The 20,417-nt window shown below is 43.6% G+C and carries 14 protein-coding genes; 5 read left to right on the forward strand and 9 right to left on the reverse strand.

The annotated features are described in order from the left end of the window. Positions 1-3: 3 nt before the first annotated feature. Positions 4-2,229, reverse strand: a complete 2,226-nt coding sequence (glgB, locus tag MSG37_RS01490; RefSeq protein WP_248469133.1) for a 1,4-alpha-glucan branching protein GlgB — start codon at positions 2,227-2,229, stop codon at positions 4-6. A gap of 82 nt (positions 2,230-2,311) precedes the next feature. Continuing rightward, complete coding sequence (gene malQ / locus MSG37_RS01495) at positions 2,312-4,549, reverse strand: 4-alpha-glucanotransferase (protein WP_248468798.1); 2,238 nt, start codon at positions 4,547-4,549, stop codon at positions 2,312-2,314. Between the two features lie 508 nt (positions 4,550-5,057). On the opposite strand from malQ, the gene yiaY reads away from it, so the two are divergent. Then, positions 5,058-6,206, forward strand: a complete 1,149-nt coding sequence (gene yiaY / locus MSG37_RS01500; RefSeq protein WP_248468799.1) for an L-threonine dehydrogenase — start codon at positions 5,058-5,060, stop codon at positions 6,204-6,206. A gap of 393 nt (positions 6,207-6,599) precedes the next feature. Here the strand turns inward: yiaY and MSG37_RS01505 are convergent, their stop codons facing one another. From MSG37_RS01505 to MSG37_RS01515, 3 genes are all read right to left on the reverse strand, one after another. Further along, positions 6,600-6,860, reverse strand: a complete 261-nt coding sequence (locus MSG37_RS01505; protein WP_248468800.1) for a hypothetical protein — start codon at positions 6,858-6,860, stop codon at positions 6,600-6,602. Positions 6,861-7,013: 153 nt separating this feature from the next. Then, positions 7,014-10,148 (reverse strand): multidrug efflux RND transporter permease subunit, encoded by a 3,135-nt coding sequence (locus tag MSG37_RS01510; protein WP_248468801.1) that lies wholly within the window; start codon positions 10,146-10,148, stop codon positions 7,014-7,016. A gap of 93 nt (positions 10,149-10,241) precedes the next feature. Beyond that, positions 10,242-11,399 carry an efflux RND transporter periplasmic adaptor subunit gene (locus MSG37_RS01515; protein ID WP_248468802.1) on the reverse strand — a complete coding sequence of 386 codons (1,158 nt, stop codon included), beginning with the start codon at positions 11,397-11,399 and terminating at the stop codon, positions 10,242-10,244. A gap of 457 nt (positions 11,400-11,856) precedes the next feature. On the opposite strand from MSG37_RS01515, the gene MSG37_RS01520 reads away from it, so the two are divergent. Then, entirely contained in the window at positions 11,857-12,219 is a 363-nt protein-coding gene (locus MSG37_RS01520; protein WP_248468803.1) for a cytoplasmic protein, read from the forward strand. 413 nt (positions 12,220-12,632) lie between these two features. Next, positions 12,633-13,934 carry an NAD(P)/FAD-dependent oxidoreductase gene (locus MSG37_RS01525; protein WP_248468804.1) on the forward strand — a complete coding sequence of 434 codons (1,302 nt, stop codon included), beginning with the start codon at positions 12,633-12,635 and terminating at the stop codon, positions 13,932-13,934. A gap of 541 nt (positions 13,935-14,475) precedes the next feature. On the opposite strand, the gene MSG37_RS01530 is transcribed toward MSG37_RS01525, so the two are convergent. The 3 genes from MSG37_RS01530 to MSG37_RS01540 form a co-directional block, all read right to left on the reverse strand. Next, on the reverse strand, positions 14,476-15,309 hold the full coding sequence (locus MSG37_RS01530; protein WP_248468805.1) for a nucleotide-binding protein: 834 nt from the start codon (positions 15,307-15,309) through the stop codon (positions 14,476-14,478). 101 nt (positions 15,310-15,410) lie between these two features. Next, a complete protein-coding gene (locus tag MSG37_RS01535) occupies positions 15,411-16,637 on the reverse strand; it encodes a hypothetical protein (protein ID WP_248468806.1) in 1,227 nt (408 codons plus the stop codon). 504 nt (positions 16,638-17,141) lie between these two features. Next, entirely contained in the window at positions 17,142-17,324 is a 183-nt protein-coding gene (locus tag MSG37_RS01540) for a hypothetical protein (RefSeq protein ID WP_248468807.1), read from the reverse strand. A gap of 532 nt (positions 17,325-17,856) precedes the next feature. Between MSG37_RS01540 and MSG37_RS01545 the strand changes: the two genes are divergently transcribed. Continuing rightward, a complete protein-coding gene (locus MSG37_RS01545; RefSeq protein ID WP_248468808.1) occupies positions 17,857-18,081 on the forward strand; it encodes a hypothetical protein in 225 nt (74 codons plus the stop codon). Between the two features lie 101 nt (positions 18,082-18,182). On the opposite strand, the gene MSG37_RS01550 is transcribed toward MSG37_RS01545, so the two are convergent. Continuing rightward, complete coding sequence (locus tag MSG37_RS01550; RefSeq protein ID WP_248468809.1) at positions 18,183-18,551, reverse strand: hotdog domain-containing protein; 369 nt, start codon at positions 18,549-18,551, stop codon at positions 18,183-18,185. A 311-nt stretch (positions 18,552-18,862) separates the two neighbouring features. Between MSG37_RS01550 and MSG37_RS01555 the strand changes: the two genes are divergently transcribed. Beyond that, complete coding sequence (locus MSG37_RS01555; RefSeq protein WP_248469134.1) at positions 18,863-20,335, forward strand: alkaline phosphatase; 1,473 nt, start codon at positions 18,863-18,865, stop codon at positions 20,333-20,335. Positions 20,336-20,417: the final 82 nt, after the last annotated feature.

Consider the following 20,417-nt stretch of genomic DNA (forward strand, 5'->3'; position numbering starts at 1 on the left):
TAGTTAGCCTTTACCTAGCACTAGGCATGATAGTGGCGCGACGGTGATCTCTGCGCTGTAATCAAAGCCTTGATAAGACTGTTTTTGTGAACAAATCACGCCATTGTTGCCCACATTGCTGCCACTATAAGCTTCACTGTCGCTATTTAATAGCTCAATATAATCATCACCATCTGGCAGGCCGATACGAAAACCCTGATGCACCTCTGGCGTCATATTAATAATGAAAATCACCGGTGTATCGCTATCAGTAGATTTGCGCATAAAGCTTAAAATGCAGGCTTTATCATTATTGCAATCTAACCACTGAAAACCTGATGGCTCGCCATCTTCTAGCCAAAGCTCTGGCGTTGACTGATAAAGTTTATTGAGATCTTTAAGCCATAATTGCATGCCTTGATGGGGTGCATATTGCAGTAAGTGCCAATCTAAGCTCTTGTTGTGATCCCACTCGTCTCGCTGGGCAAACTCATTACCCATAAACAGCAATTTCTTACCTGGGTGTCCCCACATAAAGCCGTAATAAGCTCTGAGTGTGGCAAACTTCTGCCAATCATCATTAGGTATTTTATGTAGCAGCGAGCCCTTGCCATGCACCACTTCATCATGGCTTAAAGACAGGATAAATTGCTCGGTATATTGATACACCAAGCTAAAAGTCAGCTCTTGGTGATGATGGCTTCGATAGATAGGGTCGCGTTTAAGGTAACCTAAGCTGTCATTCATCCAGCCCATATTCCACTTAAAACCAAAACCCAGGTTTTGTGACGATTGATGTTCATTATCGCCAATCATATGGGTCACACCCGGCCAAGCGGTTGACTCCTCGGCGATGATACAAACGCCGGGAAAAGCTTGGTACATACGCTGATTAAGCGTTTGTAAAAAGCTAATTGCTGCGAGGTTTTCGCGGCCACCATATTGATTCGGTAACCATTGACCCGGCTCACGGCTGTAATCGAGATAAAGCATCGAAGATACGGCATCAAGCCTTAAGCCGTCAAAATGAAACTCACTAAGCCAGTAATGAGCATTACTTAACAAATAGCTTTGCACTTCTCCGCGACCATAGTTGTAGATCAAGGTATCCCAATCAGGATGTTCACCTTGGCGCGGATCGTTATGCTCATATAAGCAACTGCCATCAAACTGAGTAAGCCCATGGGGGTCTTTAGGAAAATGCGCTGCCACCCAATCTAAAATCACCGCGATGCCCGCTTGGTGGCAAGCATCGATAAAGGCTTTAAGGCCATTCGCATCACCAAAGCGATGACTCGGTGCGTATAAACCGACAGGCTGATATCCCCAAGAGCCATCAAATGGATACTCGCTAATAGGCATTAATTGCAGATGGGTAAAGCCCATTTCGACAACATAAGGCACTAACTGCTCGATTAAATCTTGATAATTTAAGTACTGCTCACCGTTATCACCTTTGCGACGCCACGATGCTAAATGCACTTCGTAGATAGACATGGGAGCTTGGTGCCATTGCACTTTTTTACGTGCGCTAAGCCACTTGCTATCTTGCCATTGATACTCATTAGGATAAGGTACTAGCGAAGCATTACTCGGCGCCTCTTGCATGGCTTTAGCATAAGGGTCTGACTTTTCTAACCGCTGATTATTAGCGGTAATAATTTCAAACTTATAGTGCTGATTAGCCTCTGCATTGGGTAAAAATATTTCCCATAAGCCACTCGCTAAATGCTGACGCATAACATGGGCGGCGCCATCCCAATGGTTAAAATCTCCTAGCAATGAAACCCGTTTAGCATTGGGTGCCCACACACAAAAATGTACTCCTGTAACACCTTGAGTCTCGCGCCAATTAGCGCCTAAAAACTGGTAAGCCTGCAGTTGCAGACCTTCATTAAACAGGTAGGTATCATCTTCAGATAACAGACTTGCGAACTGGTATGGATCAACAATATCTTGCTGACTTAATGGATATTCAACCCTTAGCTTATATAAAAAAGGTTTGACTCGGCGCCCCATAATGCCACTGAATAAACCTTGCTCGTTACTTTGCTCTAAGCTGGCAATTTTGCGACCGGTTTTATAACAAATCACATCAACCTTAAGTGCACCGCGCAAAAAGCATCTCACACTCAATGCTTTACCTTGATTAATCGAGTGCATACCAAGTAGCCCAAACACATCAATATATTCACTGTTAAGCAGCGCTATATCGACACCGTTTTGAAATTCCGGAGCATTTTGAGTCATTGCTATCGAGTCCATAAAAGTTTATCCATATCAGTCCGTGATGGTGTTATGAGCGCCAATCTTCCTAGCGCTCGCCAAATTTTTATCTGTCTACTTCTGCGCGGCTGGCTGCTAACTGCTGCATCAGCAACTTCACTTCATCATCATTGATGATTTGTGTGAGCGTTTTCGGTAACCGTCGCTGCCAATTGGGGTATTCGTGCCAAGTCCCCGGCACATTCACGCTTAAACGCTCTTGAATGAGATCGCAAAGCTGCACGCTAAATAGCTCAGCCTTGCCTGTGGCACATACCTGTATCCATGCCGACAACAAGGCCTGATAATCAACATTGTCTAGAGTGCTAGTCGCATCAAGCTGGTTATGGGCAATAACTAGGTTCAATAGCTGCTGTTTGTCTTCAGCACGCTCAGCCTGCAACTGAGATAACGTCTGCTCATCAGCAATAAGCTCAAGGCTGCGACGCAAAGTAAGATCAGCTCCTGTCCACCAGGCAGCAAGTGTGGGCACGTCATGATTGGCTAACATCATTAAGCAGTGTGGCTTGTATTGTTTTGGCTCGGTGAACTGCTGTTGCTGCTTATTGAAATAAAACAGCTGATTCGACAGCACCCCAGCAGACTCGAGGCAAGTAACGATTTCAGCTGGAATAATGCCAAGATCTTCGCCAATAATTCGGCAGCGTGCACGCTGGCTTTCAATGCATAAAATTGCCATCAAACTATCAAGCGGATAATAAACATAAGCACCGCCACCCAACTCAGGATTATTAGGCCACCACCAAAGGCGTAATAGCGACATAACATGATCGATACGCAGCGCCCCGCAGGACTGCATATTGCGTCTAAGTAGATTGATAAAATACTGATAGCTATGTTGTTTGAGGGCTATTGGGTCAAGTGGTACTAAGCCCCAATTTTGACCTTGTGGCGCAAATCTATCTGGCGGTGCACCAATACTTGCATGGGTGCAAAACAGCTCTGGATGACTTGCCACTTCACTACCGCTAGCAGATACACCGACAGCAAGATCTCGCACTAAACCAATCGACATCTGTTGCTGCTTTGCATGCAGTTGGCACTTTGCCAATTGCTGCTCGGCAACAAACTGCAAATAAGCAAAAAACTCTGCAGGAGGATTATCAAAACTGTTTAAATTGGCGCTAGCTTTTACTTGCTGCAAACAAAACTGAGTCAGCGGCTCACCCTGCTCTGCAATAAAATCTTTAAACTGCTGCGCTCTTTGGCTATTGCAATTAAGCTGCTTTAAGCAAAATTGCAGATAGAGCTGTTGCAACACATGGTACTTACAAAAACTCACCTCAGTGTAATTTAGCCAATCTGATTGATTGAGGAGCTTTTTGAGTGCTGATAATGAATCAATAGCCTCCAAATCGCTATTTTCAAGCTGAGATAAAATGCCGTCAAACTTTGACAAACTGCTAAGTAACTGCGGTAGGTCAATATCGTTAAACTCGGCGACTTGCTCTAAATTGATATACAGTGGGTTTAGCCGCCGTCTGTCATCAGGGCTATAAGGGCTAGCCTCCTCTGGAGTACTGATACTGAGCGCATGTAACGGATTTAATAAGATAAACGCCGCTTTTTGAGTGGCGGCTAGATCAATTAATTGCAGCAAGTCACCAAAATCACCTATCCCCCACTGGTTTTCACTGCGCAAACTATAAAGCTGTACACTTATTCCCCATTCTTTAGTGGCTTGTTGATTTGGGAGCACTCTTTGGTAGGTTTTACTAGGTGCAACCAACCAAGTTCCGCTTATCTGTTTATCGGTGCTTTCTTTGCTATAGCCACTGATTGAAACTTGATGATAACCAAAACCAATATGCGGCAGCTCTGAGCCGCAAACATCGGCAGAGATCTGCAATTGATAGTGCAGGTAGATTTGAGCATCGATTCGATAATCACCCACAACTCGGCAGTGAGAGTGATGACTTGCATTAATAGCAAACTGATAGCACTCGCCGCTTTCAAGCTGCAGCTTAATCTCAACTTGCTGCTGTAAATTATCGGGGAGGTAAAAATCAAGGGTTAACTGCTCGATATTACAATGCTGAAACGGAGGCAGTGCTTGAGTCCATGGCATAGCATCAAGCTGAAAATTGCGCTTAGCGATGGATTCTTCAGACTGTAATAACTCGGTAGCAGTGCTTAAACTGTCGGGCTGGTTTGCATCAACTTGGGTTAACATGCAGGTTAGCACTCCTAACCTGTCAGCGTCACTGATGCGAACATACTCACCATTGCAATCGTTAAACTCAATGGCAACGCCTTGCAAATACAGTAACTTATCTAATCCCATATCCGTCACCCTTGCACTTGGCTATTCCAGCCCTGAATAGAGCAGTTACCATGCCAATTACAAATAACAATATAGAGACAGTTTTATTTCAAAATTATTAAATATTTTACCCCTTTAAAATCAAGAGGCTAAACCAGAATGTAAATTATCAAGCGTTTAAAACAAACAAGTAAAAACCTTAGCCGCTTGCACTAAATTAGCGCAAACTAAACCCATGATAGTGCATGAGAATTTACATTGGCGGATAAACTCATTATTTAGTACTAGTTAACAGCTAATTTATTAGTTTATTTCACTATTTAACTAACCAAAACAGTGCGGGCAGCTAAAAACACCTTGTTTATGTCATAAAATTACAGAATTAGTAATACAGATCCAACTTTCGCTCTATATTTAGCTAAGTCGGTGTTTTTCTTGAGCTAGATCACACCTTTAAAGTCGCAGTATTGGTACTTTAATTACCAGAAAAGATAACAACTTTTAACATTAAGCGTAATAGGTGATTCTTATGGCTGCTAAATTTTTTATCCCATCTGTCAATATCTTAGGGCAAAATGCTGTTACAGAAGCGATTGGTGACATTAAGTCTCTTGGCTTTAAAAATGCATTAATTGTTACAGATAAACCTCTAGTTGAAATTGGCCTTGTCGCTCAAGTCGTAGATAAGTTAGCTAGCAACGAAATTAACGCCGTAGTCTTTGATGGAGTGCAACCTAACCCAACAGTCGGTAATGTTGAAGCAGGCCTTGAGATCTTAACCGCCAACAACTGTGATTTTGTTATTTCTCTAGGTGGTGGCTCACCTCACGATTGCGCTAAAGGTATCGCACTGGTTGCCACCAATGGCGGCAGCATTAAGGATTATGAAGGTTTAGATGTTTCAACTAAGCCTCAACTGCCACTAGTAGCAATCAACACCACAGCGGGTACTGCAAGTGAGATGACCCGTTTTTGCATCATTACCGATGAAGAACGTCACATCAAAATGGCCATTGTAGATAAGAACACCACGCCAATTTTATCAGTCAACGATCCTGAGCTTATGCTCCTTAAACCTGCAGGGCTCACTGCAGCTACAGGTATGGACGCGCTCACTCACGCAGTTGAAGCTTATGTTTCTATTGCTGCAAACCCAATTACCGATGCATGTGCAATTAAAGCCATTGAGCTAATTAAAGGTAACTTAGTAGAAGCTGTGGATAATGGCCAAAGCATTGAAGCTCGTGACCAAATGGCATACGCCCAGTTCCTAGCAGGTATGGCATTTAACAACGCAAGCCTTGGCTATGTGCATGCAATGGCGCATCAACTTGGTGGCTTCTACGACCTACCACACGGTGTTTGTAACGCACTATTACTGCCACATGTACAAGCTTACAACGCGCAAGTTGTGCCAGGTCGCCTAAAAGATGTGGCAAAAGCTATGGGTGTTGATGTAACAGCGCTTACAGACGAGCAAGGTGCACAAGCTGCAATTGAGGCAATAAAGCAGCTATCTGTTGCGGTCAATATCCCTGCGAACCTAACTGAACTAGGCGTAAAAGCAGAAGATATCCCAACACTTGCTGATAATGCACTTAAAGATGCTTGTGGTTTTACTAACCCTAAGCAAGCAACTCACGAAGAGATCTGCCAAATCTTTACTAATGCGCTTTAATCCTGAGCTTAAACCCAGAACTTAAACCCAGAGCTTTAACTAGGCTTTCGGCTTATAAAGCAGCCTCTTATAAAAAACTCAATAAAAAATGCTCGCTATAGGCGAGCATTTTTGTATCTTTCTTAGTGACTAACTGTAAATAAAACAATTAACTAAACTCTTTGACGTTATTTTATCCTGCTAATGGCGATACAAAGGGATACATATTTGGTATAATTGAGGGGTTCGCTTTTTCCCTGCAAAAGTTAAAGCAAGCTTTGAAGCCCACTCCTCGGAGTGGGTTTCTTCTTTCTGGCGCTAATCCCCGTAAAAATAACAGGCCTTTAGACAGTTGCTTATAATGCAATCGACGACTAATAATCCTCTTTGATTGCCTTGTTATATATCATTTTGCTAAAGAATTTTCTTAGGCTCGGCAGCAAACCACATTATGAAACTGCAACTCTTACAGGATAATAATGATGCGCTATCATTTGCCCAATCTAAATTGAGAAGAGTCATACCAGCCGTGTTTAATTGAGCGCTTCCCAATTCAAAATGACTATGGCCGCAATGAATACATTTAGCCTTTACTCCATTGATCTGATATTCATCGGAGTTAACGGCGTTTATAGCGCCTTGAAGTCCTTTACCAAGTTTAGAAAAGAATGACATTTGAAACCTCCTTGTACTACTACAGGTAAAGCCAATGAGTCGGGCTAAACCTTACCCAAAAAATAGCCAGACCTTAATAAACTCAGGCCTAGCTACATTTTAGCGTTAACCATATTTCTAGTTAACAGTATTTATCGCTCTCTGTATTAGCGCTTATGCTTGTTTCGTTTCCAGCTCAGTTTTTTTGCCTTTCGCTTTCTCACGCATTTTTTGCATAATCACATAAAATACTGGCACTAATAAGGTACCCACGATAGTGGCCGCTAACATACCGCCAAATACCGAATAACCTAAGGCGCGGCGACTACCCGCCCCCGCTCCTGATGCCACAACTAAAGGTAATACGCCGAGTAAGAAAGAGAACGCCGTCATTAATACCGCACGAAAACGCAATCTAGCTGCGGTCTCGCCGGCTTCAATAATGCTCTTGCCCTCTTCTCTAAGTTGTTTAGCAAACTCGACAATTAAAATCGCGTTCTTACAGGCAAGACCAATAAGTAGCACCAGACCAATCTGCGCATAAAGGTTTAGATCTGAACCGACCAAGAGGATATTTAGGAACGCACCTAACACCGCAATGGGGACTGCTAAAATAACCGCAAACGGAATGGTCCAACTCTCGTATTGAGCCACCAAGAATAAGTAAGTAAACACTAACGCTAATGAGAAAATTAGCGGCGCAAGGTTACCCGCTTTAATTTCTTGATAGGTTTGCCCGGTCCACTCAAAGGTATAACCCGCTGGCAATGACTCATTCGCCGCACGTTCCATCGCAGTAATTGAGTCACCCGAGCTATAACCAGGCGCCGGGAAACCGTTAATGGTGGTTGAGCTGAACATGTTGTAGTTGTTCATCACATCCGGCCCGAGTATTGGCGTTACAGTGACTAAAGTACTGAGCGGCACCATTTCACCGGTATTTGAGCGCACATAGAATCGAGAGATATCTTGGTCAGAATCCCTAAAGTCGCCTTCCGCTTGCAAAATAACTCTAAACACCTTACCAAAGCGGTTAAAGTCGTTGACGTACATAGAGCCAAGCATGGTTTGCATGGTTGAGAAGATTTCATTGAGCGATATACCAAGCGCCTTGGCTTTATCTCTATCAACATCAACAAACATTTGCGGCACATCGGCGCGGAAGTTACTAAATGCCATGGCAATTTCTGGTTGCTCATTGGCTTTCATAATCAAGGCGCGCATCACAGCTGCGAGCTCTTGAGGCGTTCGCCCTTGGGTGTCTTGCAGCACAAACTCAAAACCGCCCACGCTACCTACCCCAGGAATGGGTGGCAGAGAGAACGCCATAGCTTTCACTGATGGGTTCGCAGCATATTTGGCCTGCAGCTTAGCCACAATAGCCGATTCAACCATATCTGGTGATTCACGCTCACTCCAAGTAGATAGCGTCACAATCATCAAGCCACCGTTGGATGAAACAGAACCAGTAAGAATACTGAAACCACTGGCGTGGATCACATTCTCAACCCCAGGCTCAGCTAATGTAAGCTCAACCAAGTCGCGCATTACATCTTCAGTACGGTTAAGTGATGCACCATCGGGTAGCTGAATATCAACCATAAAGGCTTTTTTATCTTCCATCGGCACAAAGCCTGATGGCAAGATTTTAGCCACGCCGCCCGTTAGCAAGATTAAGCAGCCATAAACCACACCAACCAATACTAGCTTTCGAGTCAGCGAAGACACCAACTTCATATACTTACCAGTAAAGCGCTCAAAATTGCGGTTAAAGGCAGCATGGAAGCCTTTAGTGTGAGTCTTAGGCGGGCGCAGCAGTGAAGCACATAACGCAGGGCTTAAGGTTAATGCGTTAATCGATGAGATTAAGACCGAGATACAGATGGTTACCGAGAACTGCGCGTACATTTGGCCAGTGATCCCCGGCATAACCGCCGTTGGCGCAAATACCGCTAACAATACTAATGTTGTAGCGATAATCGGCCCTGTCACCTCTTTCATCGCTTTAGATGTGGCTTCTTTTGGTGATAAGCCCTCATCTTGCATTAAACGAGTCACGTTCTCGACCACAACAATGGCGTCGTCCACTACAATACCAATCGCCAAAATAAGCGCGAATAAAGAAACCGTATTGATGCTCATACCAAAGGCGAGCAAAAAGGCAAACGTACCGATAAGTGACACAGGAATAGCAATACCCGGTACTAAGGTTGAACGCGCATCTTGTAAGAAGATAAACACCACAAATACAACCAGTGCGATTGAGATAAACAGGGTTTGCACCACCTCTGCAATAGAGGTTTCAACAAACTCTGTGGTGTCGTACAGCACTTCATATTCAAGATCGTTAGGGAAGCGCTGAGATAGCTTTTCCATCTCAGCTTTAATCGCTTGCCCCACCTCTAACGCATTGGCATCAGGTGACTGGTAAATCGCAATAATTGCCGACGGTTTATTATTTAATTTACCCTGCGCATCATAGGTTTGTGAGCCCAGCTCGACCCTAGCTACATCGCCCACAACAACTTTGGAGCCGTCGTTATTGGCTCGGATCATCACATCATGAAACTCTTGCGGATCTTTAAGGCGGCCTTTAGTTTGTAGGGTATACTGAAATTGCTGATCAGGATCTACTGGCGCAGCACCAATACGCCCAGCAGCAACCTGAATATTTTGTTCTTGCAAGGCAGCAATCACATCGGTAGCCGTCACACCAAGGCTGGCCATTTTGTCTGGGTCGAGCCAAATACGCATAGCGTAATCTAGCGCACCAATCACCTGCACTTTAGACACACCATATTGGCGCGCCAATGCATCTTTTACATTAAGTCCGGCATAGTTAGTAATAAACAGCGAATCAAAGGTTTCATTTGGCGAAACCAGGTTAACCACCATCAACATGTTAGGGCTTTGCTTTTCTACTTTAACCCCTTGGCGTTTCACCTCTTCGGGTAATCGCGGCATCGCCTGCTGCACCCGGTTTTGCACTTTAACCTGCGCCATATCGGCGTCGGTGCCCACTTCAAAAGTCACATTGAGCGAGTAACTGCCATCGTTGGCACTTTTAGACTCCATGTAGAGCATGCCTTCAACACCGTTAACTTCAGCTTCTAACGGCTGGGCAATGGTGTCTTTAACAATATCGGCACTGGCGCCAGAGTAACTGGTCGACACGCTCACTTGAGGCGGTGCTATCTCAGGAAATTCGGCAACCGACAGCACAGGAATAGAAATTAAACCAACAAGGGTTAATACGGTTGAAATAACAAAGGCAAACTTGGGCCTGTTAATAAAAAAATCACTAATCATGGTGTTCCCCTGTCAGCGTTAAAACACGCCCATTACCATAGGCGTAAGCGACCCTTGAGTAGACAAAATAAGATGTGTTCATCAGCACCGCTCCTATTTAGTTTCGTCTTCTTTAAAAGGGATAACTTCTTGCTCTACAGGGTTAACCTTGATCCCCGGACGAATTTTTTGTAGTCCTTCAACCACAATACGCTCACCATCTTCAAGGCCTTTTAACACACGCCACTCCACGCCAAAACGCTCGCCAAGCTCAACTACGCGCTTTTGTACTTCATCTTGTTGATTCAGCACCATAACAAAGCGGCCTTGCTGATCTTCTTGCACAGCAGCTTGTGGGATTAACAGTGCTGTTTCTTTAATAGGAGATTCGACAATTAAGGTAACAAACAAGCCAGGCAACATCAGCTTATCGTCATTTTTAAAGCTGGCGCGCACAGGTAAGGTACCCGTTGCGGCATCAACGCGGTTGCCAACAAAGTCGATAAAACCAACCTCATCAAACATGGTGCCGTTAGGTAAACGTAAACGCATAACGATATCGCTGATTTTAACTTCACGTTGCTCCGCCTTAGAAAAATTCTGCTGGGCGGTAATGAGTCCCTTTTCCGGAACTTGGAAACTCACCCACATAGGCTGAAGCTGTACTAAGCTTGCCATCTCAGACTGAGGGGTAATGATGTCACCCGTACTGACTTTAGCGTTACTTATACGACCCGATATTGGCGCATAAACCTTGGTATAACTTAATTGCAGCTCAGCGGCTTGCACTGCAGCTTCCGCTTGCACAACACCTGCTGCAGTGGTTAATTTACGGCTGGTTAGCTCATCCATATCTTGGGCGCTTATCATGCCATCGGGCAGCAAGCGGCGGCCACGCTCCCAGTTCATTACCGCCACATCTCGTGAGGCAACAGCTTGTTTAAGCACGGCGTTTTGCTGCGCAAGCTCTGCGATAAAAGCTGCGGGATCGATTTCAAACAGCAAGTCACCTGCTGTTACATCGTCACCTTCTACAAAAGAGCGTTTAAGCAACTGGCCTTGAATTTGCGATTTAATTACCACGTCTTCCGATGCTTGGGTACGGCCGACAATTTCAGTTTTAGGAATAATATCTTTTTGATGTGCAACGTTAACAATCACGCTGGGTAACATGGCTTGTTGTGGTTTTGGAGCCTCGCCACAGCCTGAAGTTATTGTGGAACCTAATACGATAATCCACAACGCAAGTTTTGAAACTGTTGAGCTAGCCATTCAAGCCTCCAAAGAAATAGGATATGTGCTTTATTTTTATGCAGAAATTATATGCTTAAAGCCTAGACAAAAGAAACCTTTTACCAACAAACGCTCAACACTTTGTCTGCCACCGCAAAAGTCTGATTAACATAAAAGGTGAATATAGACGGGTATTACTATTCAAGCCTGCAATTTAACTGATGCTTTATTAGCCAAAGCCGCGCCAAATTTAACTTCATCGATAAAAGTGAGAGATCAAGCAAGGTTATTCAGTAAAGTGTCATGGTAAACAATAGATACAGCAACTAGAGTGTTAACTAGGCGCTAAGATTTTGCGCGATAGAAATGATCAATATTTAGTTAGCTCAATTTGCTCGAACTACACAGAAAGTACGCTCAAACCACGCAAGTGGTTGACCATGATAAAAAACGATGCCTAAGATGGCATTAGTCACAGCGAACAGGTAGGTAATTTATGACAGCAATCTCTCATGTATACAACTACACAGTCCGATGCCCACACATCAAGGATCCCGCTCACCCAACCAGCTGGCGTAACCATATTGAGCTTAATCGCTCATGTGAAATCGCATTAGACAGAATTACTAAGTGGCACGGCCATTCAGGCAACCGACTTTTTGAACATGAAGGCTTTGTGGTTAGAGAATGTGAGCAAGAGCAAGCCTACTTTGCCATGCAAAATGACCGCCTCAAAGATGACAAACATGCTTTGGTAACATTCAAAGTATTTATGGATAACAAAACCAAAGACACCTCAGTACAAGAGATCATGGAACATGTTATCGAAGATTATAAGTCTCGCTTAAGCAAACTCTAATCATTATCGGCATGTTTCCGTTATCGAGACATGCCGATTTTTGACCAACCTGTTAAATAACGAGCAAGATCACAATTCTAACTTTCTAGTAAAACTTTCTCTTATCCTAAAGCGTAAACCACAGTTTAAAACCGCTACAAAACAACGTCCATAAAAACAATAAAGCATTAAAATACAAAGAATTAAAAAACATAACCCATTAAAAAACACAATTTAACCCAGATTTACTGCTAAATTGCCGTTTTTCATATCTACTGCTACACTTTTTAACCTAAATTATCGTCAAAATTTCGATATAGCCCAAGTTATAACCAAGTAAAATCTTTAGGCTCAATCCGCCTTTTTGCTTACTCGGCCATAAGTTAAACCTATATTTAATTTACATTTTTATCTAATTAAGGATTAAAGAACTCATGCATGAAATGGCTAATATTGTCATCGTAGGTGGCGGCGCTGGTGGTATGGAGATCGCAACTAAACTCGGTCACCAACTTGGCCGAAAAGGCAAAGCCAGAGTCACACTGATTGATTGTGCCGAAAGCCATGTTTGGAAGCCCCTTCTGCATGAGGTTGCCACAGGCGCCTTAGATATTGGTATTGATGCTATTAGCTACCGTGGTCACGCTGCTAACCATGGTTATCACTTTCAACAAGGTGCAATGACAGATATTGATAGAGAAGCTAAACAAGTGATTTTAGCACCTATTAATGATGAAAAAGGCAATGAGCTCTTACCTGCCCGCCGCATCGATTACGACTACCTAGTGATCGCAATCGGCAGCATCGCCAATGACTTTAATATTACTGGCGTGCGTGATAATTGCGTATTTTTAGATAGCACAGAACAAGCGATGGAAATTCGTAGCATGCTACTAAACAAGTTCATGCGCTACGCTAGCCATCACCAACTTGACGACAAAATTAAAATTGCCGTTGTTGGCGCCGGTGCAACTGGGGTTGAGATGTCTGCAGAAATGCACCACGCAGTTGATCAGCTTCGCGGCTTTGGCTACAAAATCGATAGCAGCTTACTTGAAATCACCCTTATTGAAGCCGATGACCGCATTCTGCCTAAGGTAGAGAAAGCCGAGATATCAGCGTCTGTCGCCAAAGAGCTAACAGCCATTGGTGTTAAGGTAATGACCAACACTCGTATTAACCAAGTCACTAAAGAAGGCTTACATACTTCTGAAGATGAATTTATTCCCTCTGATATGGTGATTTGGTCTACTGGCGTAAAAGCACCAGACTTCTTGAAAGAGATTGGCGGCCTAGAGAGCAACCACATTAACCAAGTGATGGTTAATCAAAATATGCAAACTACCCGCGATCCTGCGATTTTTGCGATTGGTGACTGCGCAGCTTGCCCACAAGAAGATGGCAGCTGGGTACCACCACGTGGTCAATCAGCCCGCCAAATGGCACTGATGACAGCAGACAACATCAAGTTATTGTTAAATGGCAAGCCAGCATCAAACAATTACGTATATAAAGATTTGGGTGCATTAGTGAACCTATCTAAGTTCCACACTGTAGGTAACTTGATGTCATTCATTGGTGGCGGCGTAATGGTAGAAGGCAAGATTGCACGTTTTGTTTACACCTCACTATACCGCAGACACTTGATTGAGCTACACGGCCCAATTAAAGGCACCTTGTTGATGTTCGCGAAAGGCATTAGCCGCATCGTACACCCACACTTGAAGTTGCACTAATAAGCTTTTTGAATGTTGCTGGTATTTTGCTTTTATTTTGCTTTAGCACCAGCAACATTTTCTGCCAAATTAAGTTGGCTTTCTCAGTCTTGCGACACTTGGAAATCAAACTTCGTTTGATAACAAAGACTTTATTTATCTTCAAGCTGAGTGTGACATTTAACTCAAGTGGTTCCAATGGCCTGCGGCCAGCGCATGTGCAGACACTGCCGTGACACGCAGCAAGTCCATCCCTGTAAGCTCGGCCATGACGTCCATGTCATGGACGGTCACGGCCGCATCTACACTAGGTTAGAACAACACAACCTTTGGCACATACAGTAAGGATTAAAGGCCTAGCTCGTTTTTGGACAGAAACGAGCTAAAACTCAGGCTCTAAATTAGAGTCGTTGGGTTAGTAAATCTATGGTGTTCGCTCATTCAGTAACGCTTAACATAGGGTTCGCCACGATAAACTCACAAAGCACACCAAACTTCATACCAAAATCGCCGAGTGTAAAGCATCACCTTAATGGCTTTGTTATACAAAACCTGCGGTAAGCTATAAGCTATAGCCGCAAGCTTTAAGCTCAAGGTTTACGTCATTTTTCCACGCACCAGCTTGATCCATTGAAACATACACAACACCACTAATATCATTAGGTGTTTCTATTTGCCCTTTAACTAAAGCACACACATTTTTTCGTCCAAGCTTAGCCATTAGGTAACCATGCTCGAAAACAACATTTTGTCTTGCACGATCACGAGCTGGTACAGTTGTTTCGAAAGCTCCACGCCCTTTATCACAAGGTGTATATATTACGATTGCAAAATCCGCTTCACCTGCGTAGTGCTCAATTTTTTCAATTATTGTCATCCCACTACTTGCTTGTTCGTGCAATATAATGGCTTCAAGACCGATACTTTCGATATGTCTTGCTGCTTCTTGCTTAGCTTCATTGTCACGCCCATGAACAATAAATACCTTGTTTTTCTTGGGTTCTTGAGGAACAGAGAAAATCGGAGTTGCTGATACTACATGTTGAGGATGGACATTCTGTTGAGCTGGAGATTGAAAGACTGCTGGTTGTTGACAGGCTAATTGTGTGCCAAATTCCAAATGACTCAATAGATCTGCAAACTCTTTATCTAGAAATGCCCGACGCTCTAGATAAGTGCCAAACTTGGGCTGGATAAAGTCCCAAAACGAGTCTAAATCACGAGCAAGCTTTAACCAACTAGGCAGGTGTGATGACAACGTATTATTACTTAAAAGCTCGTGCCTCAACTGTTGGTATTCACTGTTTGATGACTCTTTACCAGTTGCCCTTGATTTTAACAATGCACATAGGTAGTTCACTTTTTCTGCATTACTGGTTAAAAATTCAATACTCATTTAAATTCCTGAATATGTAAAAGATAATCTAACTTTTAGTTTTGGATAACGCTTAAGACAGCGACGCATTCATGCCTCCGCCTGATTTTTATTGTTATGTTTCAGTCGCAACCACATGACATTTGTTTACCATCTGCGCTGTAGGCACACGTTTGAGACTGACCACCACAAGAAACATTTGAGCCATCTGCACTATAGGCGCATGTTGCAGACTCACCGCCACAAGAAACACCTGAACCATCTGCACTATAGGCACATGTTGCAGACTCGCCGCCACAAGAAACACTTGAGCCATCTGCACTATAGGCACATGTTGCAGACTCGCCGCCACAAGAAACACTTGAGCCATCTGCACTATAGGCGCATGTTGCAGACTCACCGCCACAAGAAACACCTGAACCATCTGCACTATAGGCACATGTTGCAGACTCACCGCCACAAGAAACACTTGAGCCATCTGCACTATAGGCGCATGTTGCAGACTCGCCACCACAAGAAACACTTGAACCATCTGCACTATAGGCGCATGTTGCAGACTTTCCACCACAAGAAACACTTGAACCATCTGCACTATAAGCACATGTTGCGGACTCACTTCCACAGTAAACACCTGATCCATTTGAACTATACTTACATGTCGCTTGATTTGGACATTGCATTGTATTTTCCAACTTGTGCTCTAGTTCAAGTTGCTTTTCTAATTCATCATTGGACATGGCAAGGCATGAGTCACCACCCCGTTTAAATCCAGCATTACACTTCCAGTCACTGCCATAGACATCTAAGCCTGCATTTTCAGGGATTAGAACTTTCTGGCAATGGTTGCCTGACTTATAAAAACCTTTATTGCACTTCCAGCCGCTGCCATAGACATCTAAGCCGGCATTTTCAGGAATTTGAACTTTCTGGCACTGGCTGCCTGACTTATAAAAGCCTTTGTTGCACTTCCAGCCACTGCCATAGACATCTAAACCGGCATTTTCAGGAATTTGAACTTTCTGGCACTGGCTGCCTGACTTATAAAAGCCTTTGTTACACTTCCAGCCGCTGCCATAGACATCTAAGCCGGCATTTTCAGGGATTTGAACTTTCTGGCACTGGTTGCCTGATTTATAAAAGCCTTTGTTACACTTCCAGCCGCTGCCATAGACATCTAAGCTGGCATTTTCAGGGATTTGAACTTTTTGGCACTGGCTGCCTGACTTATAAAAGCCTTTGTTGCACTTCCACCCATCACCATATGAATTTTTAGAAGCATTAACCGGAATACCTTGCGACCAAGAATTAGCAGAGAAGAGCACAATCAAGACTAAAAGAATTTTTTTCATAAATAATCCAAAAACATAACATTTTAATATGACGCTCGCGCGTTTTTTCGGTGAACCCCGGAAAAGCGCGCACAGAATTATTAAATTAAAATCAAATAATAACAATTAATTAAGCGTCGATTTTGGGAGTTATATCCGATAAATCTTTGGTAAAAGTACGCTCGAGCACTTTGCTTACCTGTTATCCAGCAATGAACGAGAATGCACAATTACACCTTTATAGTTTTTCACCATTATTTCTACATAACCCAACGGCAAAACGCCCATTACACAGGACAAAGTAAGCAGTAAAGCCATAGCTATGACGATATAACAGTACAGAAACCTACTTCTTCGCAGCTAGATTTCAAACCACTAAGACATAATGAGTACACCAATTACTAGGTGTGGATACTGCTGCGGGCTTCAATAAAGAAAAAGAAAAGGGTGGAGCGAATTAGGCACAGATACGGATAGTTAACTAACCTTACAGCCATAACTCCGAATCATCAGAATTGTGCTTGTTTAACCTAGTGCAGATGCGGCTGAAGCCGTCGAAAACACGGATGTTTTCGTTGAGCCTACACGGAAGTACTTGAGGCGAGCTTCAGCAGTGCCTGCACATGCGCCCGCTGCAAGCGATTGATAACTATGAAACTGAAACTCATAACTTTCTATCAGATAGCGCTCTCCAAAAAATGTAATCAAGCTTCATTCTAAAGCTAAGTAACTTTGGGGCATTTCCTAGTTAGAAACCAAACCCTATAACCTAATGATTACTCCGATTATCAAGTGTAGATGCGGCCATGACCGTCCATGACAAGGTGAGAGGTAACGAAGTTACCAAGCTTTCGAACGAGAGGCAGGATGCCGAACTGGCCTTTTAGCAGGGATGCTATTTGTCATGCCGAGCTTACAGGGATGTATTTATAGCGTGTCACGGCAGTATCTGCACATACGCCCGCTGCAGGCGATTGATAACTACCGAACTAGAAGTTCAAACAGTCTACTTGGTAGCACCAACCTAAATTAATGTAACCAGCCTTAATTCCAAGGCTACTATTCTCCCGTTGCAGGCGATTGATAGCTACGGAACTAAAAGTTCAAACAATCTAATTGGTAACACCGAACACAAACAAAAATATAACCAGCCTTCATTCCAAGGCTAGTCTGATAACGTGACACACTGCCCTAGCGCAGTTTTAACATTGCTGGCAATATGCCCGCCATCTAATAAGAAATGGAATATCATTCAGTGAAACAGTTAGCTTTAATCAACGCATTATTGTGCAGCTTGGCCATTAGCGGTTGTGCCGACTTAAAAGAAGCCGGTCGTCAAATTGGCAGTACCACTAAAGAAGTCACCACAGATATTGGCCATGCAACTCGAGATACCACTCGCGCAATCGGCCACGCTTCAAGAGATGCGGTTAATTCAGTAAAACAAGATCTTAGCGAAGACTAGCGCTCTACTCTACTCCCTATAAAATTAAGCTGTAAAGTTCAGTTATAAACAAAGGCTCATCATTGAGCCTTTGTTTTTAGTGATTATTAATCTATTACACACTAGGCCGCATTGGCGCGCATGCCATGCTCAGCTGGCTGGCCTTTCTCGTTCACGTGTACAAACACAATTTTGTCGATACTCACAATAGGTAATTGAGTTAGCTTGTTGCGCACCTTACAACTGACGGTAATCGATGTAGCCCCTGCGCTAATTAGCTCTAAGCCAAACTCGATGACATCCCCTTGCTTGGCAGGTGCCATAAAATTAACTTCCGACATTAACTTAGTCACATGGCGCTGACTCTTCATTTGGCAGCCAGCAAATATAGCGGCCTCCTCATCGATCCAACTTAACAATTGTCCTCCAAATAGAAAGTTGGCCGGATTTAGATGTTCAGGTTTAATAAAACGACGGCTGTAATATTTCATTATCTACACCTCAAAAGTTAAATACTTAATTAGTGGTAGCAAATCGAATACCAACAAACCATCGCCAATAAAATCATACTCTTACAATAAACATGTAACCTCAACATCTAAAGCATCGCACTCATTTGGTGCTGCTATGCGCTATTTATGCGCTTAGTGGATCATCAATCTTATTGCCGCAATAAAACCGACATAAATCCGACTCAATAACGTCACGCAATTACCTGACAATCTGTTCGCCACAAGGAACCTTATATAAACCTAACTAATTTACGGTGACAATAGTGAATAATATCAAAAGAATAGCTGTGATGATCTCTTGTAGTCTCGCAACTGTCGCGGCAAATGCTTCTGTTTTACCCAGCAGCCAAACAGACAGCCAATGGTACAAAGATAGCGCCCAACTCGTCAGTGATAAAATAAATCAAACAACTGCAACAAAAGCTAAAAACGTTATCTTGTTTTTGGGTGATGGCATGGGCGTATCAACCCTTACTGCCGCACGTATTTTTGAAGGTCAGCAACAAGCAGACAATCAAGGCGGTGAAGAAAACTTTTTAAGCTTTGAGCAATTCCCTAGAACCGCTTTAGTTAAAACCTACAACACTAACCAACAAACTCCAGATTCTGCTGGCACCATGACGGCAATGGCTACCGGGGTTAAGTCAAAAGCTGGCGTCTTGTCAGTGTCTGACACTAGCTTACGCGCCAACTGCCTGTCATCAAAAGGTAATGAGCTAATCACCTTAGTCGACTTAGCCAACGCTAAGGGCTTATCAACTGGTGTGGTAAGTACAGCCCGTATTACTCACGCCACTCCGGCGGCAACTTATGCACGCTCGCCTGAACGTAACTGGGAAGCGGACTCAAATCTGCCTGAAGAAGCTGTCACCAATGAATGCAAAGATATTGCTTACCAGCTTGTAATGCGTGATGAAGCCGATGCGCTCACCGTTGCCCTTGGTGGTGGTCGCCGCAACTTTATCCCTAACGATATGACCGATGGTGAGGGCAAATCAGGTCGCCGTGCTGATGGCGTTGATTTAACCCAAGCATGGACTGAAAACCACAGCAATGCTGCCTATGTATGGGATAAAGCAGGTTTTGATGCGATTAATGTCGATGCTACCGATCATCTACTTGGCTTATTTAACTCATCTCATATGGAGTATGAGGCAGACCGATTAGATGACACTGCAGGCGAGCCATCATTGACTGAAATGACCGCAAAATCCATTGAGCTGCTTAACAAGAATGAACAAGGTTATCTGTTAATTGTTGAGTCTGGCCGTATCGACCACGCTCACCATGCGGGCAACGCTTACCGCGCCATGATGGATACCGTTGAGCTGTCAAACGCTGTGCGCACTGCAGTTGAAAATACCAATCCAGAAGAAACCCTCATTATGGTTACGGCTGATCACAGCCATGTATTTACTATTGCAGGTTACCCAAAACGCGGTAATCCAATTCTAGGTTTAGTTCATGGCATCGACGGCAATGTCTCTATTGCTAAAGATGGCAAACCATACACGACTGTCGGCTACACCAATGGCCCTGGCGCAGTAGTGGGCGTACGTGACGATTTAAGCTCTGTTGATACCCAAGATAAAGAGTTTAAGCAGCAAGCACTTATTCCAACAAGCAGCGAAACTCACGCTGGTGAAGATATTACTTTGCATGCCACAGGCCCAGGCTCTGATCTTGTGCAAGGGGTTATCGAGCAAAACGTTATTTATCACGTCATCAATCAAGCGCAAGCGCTTGGTGGAACCAAATACTAAACGATGGGTACAAGCAAATAATTGTACCAAATCATGCTTGGCTCAACGGAGATTGCGCCTGCAACTGTACCCATTTATGGAG

Origin of the sequence: Shewanella sp. 1CM18E (genome assembly GCF_023161665.1) — a bacterium.
GTDB lineage: Bacteria > Pseudomonadota > Gammaproteobacteria > Enterobacterales > Shewanellaceae > Shewanella.